General features: G+C 71.6%; 12 protein-coding genes and 1 tRNA gene. 4 read left to right on the top strand and 9 right to left on the bottom strand.

What is annotated here, in order from left to right:
* Positions 1-81 precede the first annotated feature (81 nt).
* From rplA to BM536_RS31865, 5 genes are all read right to left on the bottom strand, one after another.
* Complete coding sequence (gene rplA, locus BM536_RS31845) at positions 82-807, bottom strand: 50S ribosomal protein L1 (RefSeq protein WP_073491906.1); 726 nt, start codon at positions 805-807, stop codon at positions 82-84.
* Between the two features lie 99 nt (positions 808-906).
* Positions 907-1,341 carry a 50S ribosomal protein L11 gene (rplK, locus tag BM536_RS31850; protein WP_006383482.1) on the bottom strand — a complete coding sequence of 145 codons (435 nt, stop codon included), beginning with the start codon at positions 1,339-1,341 and terminating at the stop codon, positions 907-909.
* A 195-nt stretch (positions 1,342-1,536) separates the two neighbouring features.
* The gene (locus BM536_RS31855; protein ID WP_425444703.1) at positions 1,537-2,442 is read right to left on the bottom strand and encodes a transcription termination/antitermination NusG family protein; all 906 of its coding nucleotides are present in this window, start codon (positions 2,440-2,442) and stop codon (positions 1,537-1,539) included.
* Between the two features lie 79 nt (positions 2,443-2,521).
* The gene (gene secE / locus BM536_RS31860; RefSeq protein ID WP_073491905.1) at positions 2,522-2,809 is read right to left on the bottom strand and encodes a preprotein translocase subunit SecE; all 288 of its coding nucleotides are present in this window, start codon (positions 2,807-2,809) and stop codon (positions 2,522-2,524) included.
* A 108-nt stretch (positions 2,810-2,917) separates the two neighbouring features.
* Positions 2,918-2,990, bottom strand: a tRNA-Trp gene (locus BM536_RS31865).
* Positions 2,991-3,271: 281 nt separating this feature from the next.
* Here BM536_RS31865 and BM536_RS31870 point away from each other — a divergent pair.
* Positions 3,272-4,498 (top strand): pyridoxal phosphate-dependent aminotransferase, encoded by a 1,227-nt coding sequence (locus tag BM536_RS31870; RefSeq protein WP_073491904.1) that lies wholly within the window; start codon positions 3,272-3,274, stop codon positions 4,496-4,498.
* Positions 4,499-4,638: 140 nt separating this feature from the next.
* Entirely contained in the window at positions 4,639-5,670 is a 1,032-nt protein-coding gene (locus BM536_RS31875; protein WP_073491903.1) for an adenosine deaminase, read from the top strand.
* Between the two features lie 15 nt (positions 5,671-5,685).
* On the opposite strand, the gene BM536_RS31880 is transcribed toward BM536_RS31875, so the two are convergent.
* Entirely contained in the window at positions 5,686-6,276 is a 591-nt protein-coding gene (locus tag BM536_RS31880; protein ID WP_073491902.1) for a TetR/AcrR family transcriptional regulator, read from the bottom strand.
* A gap of 105 nt (positions 6,277-6,381) precedes the next feature.
* Between BM536_RS31880 and BM536_RS31885 the strand changes: the two genes are divergently transcribed.
* On the top strand, positions 6,382-7,026 hold the full coding sequence (locus tag BM536_RS31885; protein ID WP_073491901.1) for an NAD(P)-dependent oxidoreductase: 645 nt from the start codon (positions 6,382-6,384) through the stop codon (positions 7,024-7,026).
* Between the two features lie 36 nt (positions 7,027-7,062).
* On the opposite strand, the gene BM536_RS31890 is transcribed toward BM536_RS31885, so the two are convergent.
* Positions 7,063-8,538 (bottom strand): hypothetical protein, encoded by a 1,476-nt coding sequence (locus BM536_RS31890; RefSeq protein ID WP_094103796.1) that lies wholly within the window; start codon positions 8,536-8,538, stop codon positions 7,063-7,065.
* Complete coding sequence (locus BM536_RS31895; RefSeq protein ID WP_073491898.1) at positions 8,513-9,424, bottom strand: hypothetical protein; 912 nt, start codon at positions 9,422-9,424, stop codon at positions 8,513-8,515. The genes BM536_RS31890 and BM536_RS31895 overlap by 26 nt, the downstream gene beginning before the upstream one ends.
* 1,056 nt (positions 9,425-10,480) lie before the next feature.
* Here BM536_RS31895 and BM536_RS31900 point away from each other — a divergent pair.
* Positions 10,481-11,164: a 4Fe-4S single cluster domain-containing protein gene (locus BM536_RS31900; protein ID WP_094103797.1), complete on the top strand. Its 684-nt coding sequence runs from the start codon at positions 10,481-10,483 to the stop codon at positions 11,162-11,164.
* Positions 11,165-11,313: 149 nt separating this feature from the next.
* Here BM536_RS31900 and BM536_RS31905 read toward each other — a convergent pair.
* The coding region (locus tag BM536_RS31905) for a macro domain-containing protein (protein ID WP_107439642.1) at positions 11,314-12,021 on the bottom strand (708 nt) is incomplete at its 5' end.

Genomic DNA, 12,021 nt, shown 5'->3' on the forward strand with positions numbered 1-12,021 from the left:
GACACCCGTACGGCAAAAGGGACGAGCCCCGCACCTCGAGAGGTTGCGGGGCTCGTCGCCGACTGGGGCGAACCGTCAGGTTCAGACCGCGGCCGGGTCCTCCTCGACGAGGAGGTTCCGGGTGCGGTTCGGGTCGATCAGGATGCCGGGGCCGATCGTGGTGCTGATCGCGGCCTTCTTGATGTAGCGACCCTTGGCGGCGGACGGCTTCAGACGAAGGATCTCGTCCAGGGCCGCGCCGTAGTTCTCCACCAGCTGCGTGTCGTCGAAGGACGCCTTGCCGATGATGAAGTGCAGGTTCGAGTGCTTGTCGACGCGGAACTCGATCTTGCCGCCCTTGATCTCCGTGACGGCCTTGGCCACGTCGGGGGTGACGGTGCCGGTCTTCGGGTTCGGCATCAGACCACGCGGACCGAGCACGCGGCCGAGGCGGCCGACCTTGCCCATGAGGTCCGGGGTGGCGACGACGGCGTCGAAGTCCAGACGGCCCTTCGCGACCTCGTCGATCAGTTCGTCGGAGCCGACGATGTCGGCGCCCGCGGCCTCTGCGGCCGCAGCACGGTCACCGGTCGCGAAGACCAGGACCCGGGCGGTCTTGCCGGTGCCGTGCGGCAGGTTCACGGTGCCACGGACCATCTGATCGGCCTTGCGCGGGTCGACACCCAGACGGAAGGCGATCTCGACGGTGCCGTCGAACTTGGAGGTGGAGGTCTCCTTGGCGAGACGGACGGCCTCGAGCGGGGCGTAGAGCTTCTCCCGGTCGATCTTGGCGTCCGCAGCGCGGAGAGACTTGCTGCGCTTGCTCACTACTGCTCCTGGGGGTTCTGAGGAGTCGTGGTACGGGCCGAGCAGGCCCTGCCACGTGCGGCCGGAGCCGCGACTACGAAGGTGCTACGAGGCTGGGGCTCAGCCCTCGACCGTGATGCCCATGGAACGGGCGGTGCCGGCGATGATCTTCGACGCGGCGTCCAGGTCGTTGGCGTTCAGGTCGGGAAGCTTGGTCGTGGCGATCTCACGGACCTGCGCCTGGGTGATCTTGGCGACCTTGGTCTTGTGCGGCTCGCCCGAGCCCTTCTCGACACCCGCGGCCTTGAGGATCATCTTCGCGGCCGGCGGCGTCTTGGTGATGAAGGTGAAGGAGCGGTCCTCGTAGACCGTGATCTCCACCGGGATCACCCAGCCACGCTGCGACTCGGTCGCGGCGTTGTAGGCCTTGCAGAACTCCATGATGTTGACGCCGTGCTGGCCGAGCGCGGGGCCGACCGGCGGAGCGGGGTTAGCCGCACCGGCGTTGATCTGGAGCTTGATGAGCCCCGTGACCTTCTTCTTCTTGGGAGGCATTGCTCTCTCCGGGTCCTAGTGAGAGTTTTCAGCCGTCCGGTCCGGATGATCCGGATGGAGGCATACCGCACAACGATAACGGGTATCCGTGCGCGGCCAAAAACCGAGCAGGTCAGGCACCGCGCGAGCGGCCACCTGACCTGGTCGGAGGCTTGTGTTCCAGAAGGGGCTAATTCTTCTGGATCTGGTCGAAGCTCAGCTCGACCGGGGTCTCGCGGCCGAAGATCTCGACGAGGCCCTTGACCTTCTTCGAGTCGGCGTTGATCTCGTTGATCGTGGCCTGGAGCGTGGCGAACGGGCGTCGGTGACGGTGACCGAGTCGCCGACCTCGAAGTCCAGGACCTGGACCTCGACCTTGCGCTGCGGAACCGGCTTGCCCTCGGCCTCGGCGGCCTCGCGGGCGGCCTTCTCCTCGGCCTCCGGGGCGAGCATCTTGACGATCTCGTCCAGGGTCAGCGGGTACGGGTCGTAGGCGTTGCCCACGAAGCCGGTGACGCCGGGGGTGTTGCGGACGACGCCCCAGGACTCGTTCGTCAGGTCCATGCGCACCAGCACGTAACCGGGGAGCTTGTTCTGACGGATCGTCTTGCGCTCGCCGTTCTTGATCTGCGCGACCTCTTCCTGCGGCACCTCGGCCTGGAAGATGAAGTCCTCGACGTTCAGCGAGACGGCACGCTGTTCGAGGTTGGTCTTCACGCGGTTCTCGTAACCCGCGTACGTGTGGATGACGTACCACTCGCCGGGCAGGGTGCGCAGTTCCTCGCGCAGGGCGGCGACGGGGTCGACGGCCTCGGCCGGCTCCGCTTCCTCGGCCTCTTCCGCGACGGCTTCGCCGTCCTCGGAGTCCTCGTCGGCGGTGTCCTCGACGTCGGTGGCGTCGTCCTCGTCGGCGGACGCGACGGACTCGTCGGAGTCGGCTGCCTCGTCGGCGGCGTCCTCGTCGTCCTCGACGTGCAGCGCGGCTTCCTCCGCGGGCTCGCCCGCCTCGGCATCGGCAGCCTCGAACTCGTCCAGGTCCTCGTCAGCGCCCTCGACGATGTCGAGCTCGTCGTCAGCCGACTCGTCCGGCTCGATGGCGTCGTTCAGGTTCTGGTCAGACACGGTGGCTGCTTCTTCCTGGATACATAGGGGTGGAACATGCGAAAGAGGCGCCGATCACCCGGCGCCCTTCGCTCTCGGCTCAGCCGAATACGTACTTCGCGGCGTGGTCGAGTCCATAGTCAATCACGGTCACCAGACCGATCATGATGACCACGAAGACGATCACGACCATGGTGTACGTGCTCAGCTGGCCCCGCGTCGGCCAGACGACCTTGCGAAGCTCCGCGACGATCTGACGGTAGAAGAGCGCGAGTCGCTTGAGCGGGCCCTTCTTCGCGCGCTTGCCGCCCTTGCGGGACTTCTTCTGCGCCTCAGGCACCTCGTCCTGGGCATCAGGCGTGTCGATGGAGCCCACGGCGTCCGCCATTCGTCCTCACCTGTTCCCGGGTCGTGGCCGTGCCGCGCCCGGTCTGAGCCGCACGGCAGTGCATTTCTGTACGTACATGCGCACACATCCTGGCGAAGGAGTGTGTAGCAGGGCCGGAGGGACTTGAACCCCCAACCGCTGGTTTTGGAGACCAGTGCTCTACCAATTGAGCTACGACCCTTTGTGTGTTCCCCAACGTACCGCATCCGGCCGGATGCTCAATGTGCACCGGTTGTGGCACGGCTGTTGAAGGCCAACGACGTAGGAGTGTACGTGTTCCGGGGCGCCTCGTCGAACGGAAAGTGCCCGTGAGCGCCGCGGGGGCGGAAGATCGTCGGGAAAACTCCGGAAGATCACCAGGCCATCGCCCGGATCAGCACGGATGTTCAAAAGGGGGCCCGTCCTTGTTCAGTCCGTGAAACCCGTGTGCCGGGCCGGTTTACCGTCTGAAAACATGGGGTCATGAGCGCTGCAACCCCTCCCACCGAGCGCCGGGTCTCCGCCCGGGTCGGTGCGATCTCCGAGTCCGCCACCCTCGCCGTGGATGCCAAGGCCAAGGCCCTGAAGGCCGCCGGGCGGCCGGTGATCGGCTTCGGCGCCGGTGAGCCCGACTTCCCGACCCCGGACTACATCGTCGAGGCCGCGATCGAGGCCTGCAAGAACCCGAAGTACCACCGCTACACGCCGGCCGGCGGTCTGCCCGAGCTGAAGGCTGCGATCGCCGCGAAGACGCTGCGCGACTCCGGCTACCAGGTCGACGCCTCCCAGATCCTGGTCACCAACGGCGGCAAGCAGGCCATCTACGAGGCCTTCGCCGCGATCCTCGACCCGGGCGACGAGGTCATCGTCCCGGCGCCGTACTGGACGACGTACCCCGAGTCGATCCGTCTCGCGGGCGGTGTCCCGGTCGAGGTCGTCGCGGACGAGACCACCGGCTACCGCGTCTCGGTCGAGCAGCTGGAGGCGGCCCGTACGGAGAAGACCAAGGTCGTCCTCTTCGTCTCGCCCTCCAACCCGACCGGCGCCGTCTACGGCGAGGCCGAGGCCGAGGCGATCGGCCGCTGGGCCGTGGAGCACGGCCTGTGGGTGCTGACCGACGAGATCTACGAGCACCTCGTCTACGGCGACGCGAAGTTCACCTCGCTGCCGGCGATCCTGCCGGAGCTGCAGGACAGGTGCATCGTGGTCAACGGTGTCGCCAAGACGTACGCGATGACGGGCTGGCGGGTGGGCTGGATCATCGGCCCCAAGGACGTGGTGAAGGCGGCGACGAACCTCCAGTCGCACGCCACCTCGAACGTCTCCAACGTGGCCCAGGTGGCCGCGCTGGCCGCCGTCTCCGGTGATCTGGACGCGGTCGCGACGATGCGGGAGGCGTTCGACCGCCGCCGCAGGACGATCGTGCGGATGCTCAACGAGATCGACGGCGTGCTCTGCCCGGAGCCCGAGGGCGCGTTCTACGCCTACCCGTCGGTGAAGGGCCTGCTCGGCAAGGAGATCCGCGGAAAGCGCCCGCAGGACTCCGTCGAGCTGGCGGCGCTCATCCTGGAGGAGTCCGAGGTCGCGGTCGTCCCGGGCGAGGCCTTCGGCACGCCGGGCTATCTGCGGCTGTCGTACGCGCTCGGTGACGAGGACCTCGTCGAGGGTGTGAGCCGGATCCAGAAGCTGCTGGCGGAGGCCAGGGACTGAACCTCCTCGCGAGTTGATCCACTCACGTGAGTGGTCGGCGGGCCGTCTCCTTCGGGAGGCGGCCCGCTGCTGTGTGCGAGCAAGACCACGTTCGGGGAAACGGCTACCCGGACGACGTCGGCGTACGGCAGGATTCCGGAATGGAGCGTGTACGTGAGGTCTCTGAGCTGCCGAAAGCCCATCTGCACCTGCACTTCACCGGGTCGATGCGGCCCGGTACCGTGCTGGAACTCGCCGACAAGTACGGCGTGCGTCTGCCGGAGACGCTGAGTGAGGCCCTGACCAGCGGGGAGCCGCCCCAGTTGCGGGCGACCGACGAGCGGGGCTGGTTCCGCTTCCAGCGGCTGTACGACGCGGCGCGCTCATGCATCAGAGAGCCCGAGGACATCCAGCGGCTGGTGCGCGAGGCCGCCGAGGAGGATGTGAAGGACGGCTCGGGCTGGCTGGAGATCCAGGTGGACCCGACGTCGTACGCGCCGAGGCTGGGCGGGCTGATCCCGACGCTGGAGATCATCCTGGACGCCGTGCGGTCGGCGTCGCGGGAGACCGGGCTCGGGATGCGGGTGCTGGTGGCGGCGAACCGGATGAAGCATCCGCTCGACGCCCGCACGCTGGCCCGGCTGGCCGTGCGGTACGCCGAACAGGGCGTGGTGGGCTTCGGGCTGTCGAACGACGAACGCCGGGGCATGGCGCGGGACTTCGACCGGGCCTTCGCCATCGCCCGGGAGGGCGGGCTCCTGTCGGCCCCGCACGGCGGCGAGCTGGCCGGGCCCTCGTCGGTCCGGGACTGCCTGGACGACCTGCATGCCACGCGGATCGGGCACGGGGTGCGGGCGGCGGACGACCCCCGGCTGCTCAAGCGGCTCGCCGAACGGGGCGTGACCTGCGAGGTCTGCCCCACCTCGAACGTGGCGCTGGGCGTCTACGAGAAGCCGGAGGACGTGCCGCTGCGCACCCTGTACGAGGCCGGTGTGCCGATGGCCCTGGGCGCCGACGACCCCCTGTTGTTCGGCTCCCGCCTGGCCGACCAGTACGAACTGGCCCGCCGGTGTCACGGCTTCACGGACGAGGACCTGGCCGAGCTGGCCCGTCAGTCGATCCGCGGCTCGGCCGCCCCGAGTGACGTACAGGAGAAGCTGCTGACGGGGGTGGACCACTGGCTGGCCTCCTGACCGGGGGACGCCCGGTCAGCGCGTGATGCCTGCCAGGATCGTGCGGGCCAGGCGGGGGGCGAAGTCGTCCACCGGGGGGCGTTCCGTCGCCGCGTCGTAGGCGAAGGCCCGCTGGGCGCAGGCGCCCATCAGCAGGGAGGCCGCGGCGAAGGGGTCCGCGGCCGGACTGACGCGGCCGGCGTCCTGTTCGGCGCGGAGGTAGGTCTCCAGGGCCTGGATCGGCACGTGCGCGCCCGCGCCCATGCCGCGCATCGCCTCGTCGTGCCGGCGTTTGAGCTGGGTCTCGGCGTAGAGGGAAGCCGCGATCGGGAAGCTCTGTTCGTAGAAGAGGGCGGCCTGGCGGGCGATCTCGGTGAGGTTCTCCTCCAGGGTGCCGCGGCCCGGCTCGGCCGCGAGGCTGCCGAGCAGCGGGGTGAGCGCCGGCAGGCGTTCGGTCAGGACGCGGACGAACAGCTCCTCCTTGCTCGGGAAGTACTTGTAGAGGGCCGCTTCGGAGCAGCCGGCCGCGCGGGCGATCTCCTTGGTCGTGGCGCGGGCCAGTCCGACCGTCAGCATCAGTTCGTGGGCGGCGTCGAGGATCCGGACGCGGGCCGGCTTCGTCTCCATGGTTCGCCTCTCGGCCTTGACCTGGGGGTGAGTGCATGCTCACCTTAATGGGCAGAGTGGTGAGTGAGTACTCACCCACCTTCGTGTCCGTCCCTGGAGGGACCCATGAAACTCACTGTTCTCGGCGCCACCGGAGGCATCGGCGGGGAGGTCGTGCGCCAGGCGCTCCTCGCGGGCCACGAGGTCACGGCCGTGGTCCGGGACCCGTCCCGGTTCTCCGTCGACGGCGATCTCACCGACGGCCGGCTGCGGGTGGTCACCGTCGACCTCACCTCCCCCGAGGACCTGGTCCCGGCCCTCACCGGCCGCCACGCGGTCCTGTCCGGCCTGGGCGCCCGCACCCGCAAGGACGCCGGGGTGGCGACCCGCCTGACCCGCACCCTCCTGACGGCCATGGAGACGACGGACGTACGCCGGCTCGTGGTCGTCAGCGCGGCGCCGGTCGGCCCGGCCCCCGCCGACGACGGCTTCCTCGACCGGACGGTCCGCACCCTGGTCTCGGCGGTTCTGAAGGACATCTACACGGACCTGCGCGCGATGGAGACGGCCGTGGCCGGCAGCGCCACCGAGTGGACGGTCGTCCGCCCGCCGCGTCTGCAGAACAAGCCGCTCACCGGCGGCTACCGGACGGTGGTCGGCGGCTTCCCGGCCAGGGGCCGGTTCATCGGACGGGCCGACGTGGCGCACTCCATGCTGGCCCTGACGAACGACCCGGCGGCGGTGAAGCAGGGCGTGGGCGTGGCCTACTGACCACGCCCACGCCTGTTTCCGCGCTCGCGGACCGGGTCAGAGTGCGGCCCGTGCCCTTGTGGGGACGGGCTCCGGCAGCAGCGGGTAGCGGGCCGACAGGCGCATCGCGCCCTCGGTGACCGCAGGATCGTGCGAGGCCGCCTGCACGCCGTCGAGGTAGGCGTGCGCGGCCGCCTCGAACACGGCGTCCACCGCGGCCAGTTCGGCGGCCAGCGCCTCGCCGCGCTCCCTGGCCCGCGCCTCCTGGGTGTCCTGGTCCCGCCGGGCCCCCGCCGCCGCGGCCACGGCCCGCGCGAGTGCCGTCTCCGCCTTCTCCAGGTTGCGGTGGTGGTGGCGGTAGGCGGCGACGAAGGGGTGTTCCTCGGACAGGGCCAGCAGGAACGCGATCCCGCCGGAGAGCAGCAGCAGCGAGATGAACGTGACGCCGACGGTGTGCTGGTCCAGGTGGAGCTGCTCCAGCACGGTGGGCGCCGGGGGCAGTTCGACGCCCATCTGGCGGGCGAGGTCCGCCATGCCGGTGTCGGGGGTCTCCCGGAACACGATCCGCGCCCGCAGATCGCCCAGGTACCAGGCCGCCCACGCCCACACGGACGCCAGCGCGGCCGCCACCGGCAGGACCATCCACAGCGAGGCGGTGGCCCCGCGGCGGCGCCACTGGCGTCCGGCCTGGAAGGGCCCGGCCGTCATGACGACACCGACGGCGGCCGACAGCAGGTACGCGCTCAGCCTGCCCTCCGGCGTCCCGTCGTGGATCGCCAGGAACAGCGTGACGTAGACCGGGAGTTCGACCAGTACCAGCAGTGAGGCCAGGGCCAGCCGGGGCCGGCGGGCCATGGCGGCGGTCTCGGTGAGGCCCTCCCAGTGCGCGCCCGGCGCGGCGGGAGCGGGCACGGGCTCCGGCTCGAAGTCGTCGTCCGGGTCGGAGGCGTACGGCGTGGCGGGCTCCGGCGCCGGGGCGGGGCCGGGGTCGCGGTCCGGTCCGCCGGTGGCGACGCGCCTCGTCATCCAGGGCAGCAGTCGGTCGCGGCTGTCCTCGCGGGCGGCGATCCGGGTGGCCGCCCGGTCCAGCTGGGCGGTGGCCGCGAGCCGCCGGCGCGTCTGCTCCACCTGGGCGTCACGGGCCCGCCGGGCGTCCTCCTCGCGGGCCGCGGTGTCGGCGTACAGGCGCGCCGACTCCAGCAGTTCGCGTTCCTCCCGCTCGTGGTGACGGGCCACGGTCCGGTCGCGGGCGTGGCCGCGCAGCCCGGTCAGCCGGCCGAAGTAGGGCAGGCGGTGGACGGAGCCGAGGACGTACGGGTTGAGGGTGCCGTCGTCCGCGGCGCGGCGGCCGGCGGACTCGGCCTGCGAGAGGAGCTGTCTGGCCTCCCTGCTCTCGGTCGGCGGGACGGGTCCGCGCGGTGCGGTGCCGCCGCCGGTGCGGCCGAGGCCGGGGGCGCGGCCCTCGCCGCGCCGGAAGGGCAGGCCGTCCCTGAGCCTGCGGGGGGTCTCAGGCCCCGTATCCGTCGTCGACACCGACCTTCACCTCCTTCTCCAGGACCTGCTGCCAGAACTGGCCCATCTGCTCGACGCGCTCGGGTGTGGTCCTGCCGCCGCGCATGGCGAAGCCGACGCGGTGGACCGTGGTGTCGGGCAGCTCGGGCACTCCGCGTACGGCGACCAGCGCGTCGACGGCCTCGTCCCGCTGCGCGGGCGTCTCCAGCTCGAACCTGGAGAGCCGGAAGTCGGGGTCGGACTGGTCGAAGTCGCTGATCACCAGCACGTGGTAGGTGCCGTCACCGTCACGGGGCACCTTGGCGGCGCGTTCGAGTCCACCGAGGACGTCCGAGCCGGGCTGGCGCTCGCGGGCGCAGTCCAGCATCTTCTCGGCGCCCGCCTGGGCGAGGGCGCGGGTCTGCAGCCACAGGCTCTCGCGCTCGGAGCGCTTGTCGGCGTCAGGGTCGAGGTCCATCCGTCCCACCTGGCAGGAGGAGGCGGCGGAGGCCGCGGTGATGGGCGCGTAGGAGACGTACCGGCATTTCTGGTCGGCCAGGAAGCCGGGCACGGTCGTCTTCAGTTTCTCCTTGGCGCGGAAGCCGTTCTCGCTGTCGGCGCCGGAGCCGGAGCCGTCGACGACGACCGCGCAGTCGGCGGAGAGCCGTTCCGGTCCGTCGAGCCCGCCGCACCCCGTCAGGAGCAGGGCCGTGGCACCGAGTGCGGCGGTGAGCCGGGTGGCGTGGCGGACGGTCTCGCGTGCGGTGTGAGGCGTTGCGTGGGGCGTTGCGTGACGCGTGGTGCGGTGTGCGGTGTGGTGTGCGGCCTTTCGCGCGCCCTCTTTCGCGCCCTTTTGTGCGGCCCTTCGTACGGCCTTCTGAACGGCCTTCTGCGTGGCCTTCCGTACGGCCTTGTGTGCGGTGCTCATCGGGTCCCCCGTTCTCCCCGGCCGCCGCCGCGGCCGCCGGCCCGATCCTCTGCTCCAGGATGTGCAGGGCCCTGCGGACCAGGGCCTCGTCGAGCATCCAGTCCGGTGCTCCCGTCCATATCTGGTCGGGCGCGGCCATGACCGCGCCGGCCGTGTCCGGCTCCGGTGGCTCCAGCGGCTCCGGTGGCTCGGGGCGCGGTTCGCCGCGTGCCTCGGCGCGGCGTTCGGCTGCGCGCTGGGCCCGGCGCCGGGCGCGTGCCTCGGCGCGGTGCCGGGCGCGCGTGTAGGCGGCTTCGTAGTGGGCGAGTTCCTGGTCGGCGCAGGCGGCGAGGGCCAGGCCGCGCTGCTGGCAGGCCGTCACCTCCGTGCGCCACTGCGACACCCAGCCGCCGAAGCGGGCCAGGGCCGCGGGCACGTCCTCGCGCCGATGGTCGTACTCCGTCACGATCCGCGCGGACTCCGCGTGGACCCGGTCGATGTGGGCCGCGTTCCGTGTGACGAAACGGGACCGCAGGTCCTCCAGTGCCATCCGCAGCGCGCGTTCGAGCTGGCGGGCGTAGTGCTCGGGGCCGATGCCGACCCGTCCGTCCCGCTTTCCGCGGCGGGCTGCCCGCCAGCGGGTGCGCGCGGTGAGACGGCTGCGGCCGTAGTCCGTCGGGACGGACTTCACCTCGCTCATGGGATCTCCCTCGTCGATTCCCCGGACCGCCCTCCTGGGCCGCGTGCGGGCACGGCGACGGCGCCCTCGTCGGTGCGAAGGCCCCGCCGGAATCCGGGATTTCGCGCAGCCTAGGGGAAAAACGAACGCCGAAGGGAGGGATTTTCGACACCGGATTTCCGGTCATCCGGAAATCAGCCGGAGATCGACCGGAGGGCGACCGGAGTGGTACCGGCGTTCCTGGAAAACTTCCGAAAACCCCGGTGGGGCGGGCGGGACTCGGAATAGTCTTCCCTTCCGCCTCGGGCCCGGGGGATCCAGAAAAGCGAATAGATCTTCGAATGCACACCGGTGCACGCCGGATGCATTCAGGGAGTACAGGGGCGCAAGGGGGGCGCATGGCTGAATACGACGCCGACGCGGCGCGGGAGGTGCGGATCGCCGACGGGTACTACCCCGTCGAGACGCTCGGCCCCGGCCGGCGGCTGGCCCTGTGGTTCCAGGGCTGCGCCCTGGCCTGCCCCGGTTGCATGTCCCGGCACACCTGGGACCCGGCGGGCGGGCGGACGGCGACCGTGGGCGAACTGCTCCGGCTGTGGGAGACCGCGCTGGACCGCGGGGCGCAGGGCCTGACGGTGAGCGGCGGGGAACCGCTGGCCCAGCCGGCCGCGCTGGCCGCGCTGTTGCGGGGCGCCGACCGGCTGCGCCGCCGCGGCGACGGTCCCCGCGCGGACCTGCTCGTCTACACCGGCCACGAACCGGACGAGGTGCCGGCCGGGGTGTGGTCGGCGCTGACCGGCGCGGACGCGGTGGTGACGGGCCGCTTCCGGGTCGCCGAGCCGACCGACCTGGTCTGGCGCGGCTCGGCCAACCAGCGCCTCGTCCCCCGCACCCGCCTGGGCACCGCCCGCTACGGCCCCCACCTCACCCGCACATACTCCCCCGGCCCGCGGGTCACCCTGCGCACCGACGGCACGGCCACCCGCCTGTACGGCGTCCCCGCGCGCGGTGAACTGCGCCGATGGGAACTCGGCCTGGCGGCGACGGGCGTACGGCTGAGGGGGCCGAGTTGGCGGGGGTGAGGGGGCGGGCGCCGGTGGGACCGGCGCCGCGGGTACGGGCGCCGGGGGTACGGGCGCCGCGGGTACGGGCGCCGCGGGTACCGGCGTTGGCGGGTGCGTCCTCCTCCGACGCGGGTGTCCCCGTACGCCCCGCCGCTCACCGTCACGCCCTATGCCCCCGGTGTCTCCGGCTTCCCCGGCTTCTCCGGCACCTCCGCGTCGAAGTAGCCCGCGGCCTCCGGATACCGGGTCACGATGTGCACGGACCAGTCGGGATCGGCGGTGAGGGCGTCCTCTATCGACCAGCGGAGCCATTCCGCGCTGGTGCGGCGGTCCAGGCCGCCACGGCCCGCACCCAGCAGGGGGAAGCAGATCGAGCGCAGGCCGACGGCACGTTCCTGGCGGGCGCGGGCGAAGCAGGCGGCGACCGCGGTGGCGATGCTCTGCGGGTCGACGCGGTAGCCGAGGCCGTCGGGTATCGCGAGGGCCGCGTGGTAGACGCGCCGCACCCCGCGCTCGGCGAGAGCGCCGGGTCCGGTGGGGACGACGGTGCCGGGCCGCAGGGGCAGGACACCGGGCCGGGCGCGTACCCAGGCGGCGAGTTCCTCGGCCAGGACGTCGGTGTTCGGCCCCTCGGGGGCGCTGCCGACGACCGCCGAGCGGCGCAGCGCCCCCGAGACGGTGGGCCGGAACGACTTGGACATCTCCAGGTGGACGTTCTCGGAGGAGACGAGGACGTCGATGTCCCGCAGCAGTTCGATGGGCGAGACATGCACGGTCACCGGCCGGCCCCCGGCCCGTCCCGGCAGCCCGGTGTACGGCACCGCCGTGGCCCGCGGACCGGCGGGGCGGGCCGGGACGGGGCCCCTGCGGCGACC

It is taken from the genome of Streptomyces phaeoluteigriseus (assembly GCF_001896135.2).
GTDB classification, from domain to species: Bacteria; Actinomycetota; Actinomycetes; order Streptomycetales; family Streptomycetaceae; genus Streptomyces; species Streptomyces phaeoluteigriseus.

Coding starts and splice junctions, on each gene's coding strand:
- rplK (WP_006383482.1), bottom strand. CDS start 1,341: ATGCCTCCCAAGAAGAAGAAGGTCACGGGGCTCATCAAGCTCCAGATC.
- secE (WP_073491905.1), bottom strand. CDS start 2,809: ATGGCGGACGCCGTGGGCTCCATCGACACGCCTGATGCCCAGGACGAG.
- BM536_RS31870 (WP_073491904.1), top strand. CDS start 3,272: ATGAGCGCTGCAACCCCTCCCACCGAGCGCCGGGTCTCCGCCCGGGTC.
- BM536_RS31875 (WP_073491903.1), top strand. CDS start 4,639: ATGGAGCGTGTACGTGAGGTCTCTGAGCTGCCGAAAGCCCATCTGCAC.
- BM536_RS31880 (WP_073491902.1), bottom strand. CDS start 6,276: ATGGAGACGAAGCCGGCCCGCGTCCGGATCCTCGACGCCGCCCACGAA.
- BM536_RS31885 (WP_073491901.1), top strand. CDS start 6,382: ATGAAACTCACTGTTCTCGGCGCCACCGGAGGCATCGGCGGGGAGGTC.
- BM536_RS31895 (WP_073491898.1), bottom strand. CDS start 9,424: ATGAGCACCGCACACAAGGCCGTACGGAAGGCCACGCAGAAGGCCGTT.
- BM536_RS31900 (WP_094103797.1), top strand. CDS start 10,481: ATGGCTGAATACGACGCCGACGCGGCGCGGGAGGTGCGGATCGCCGAC.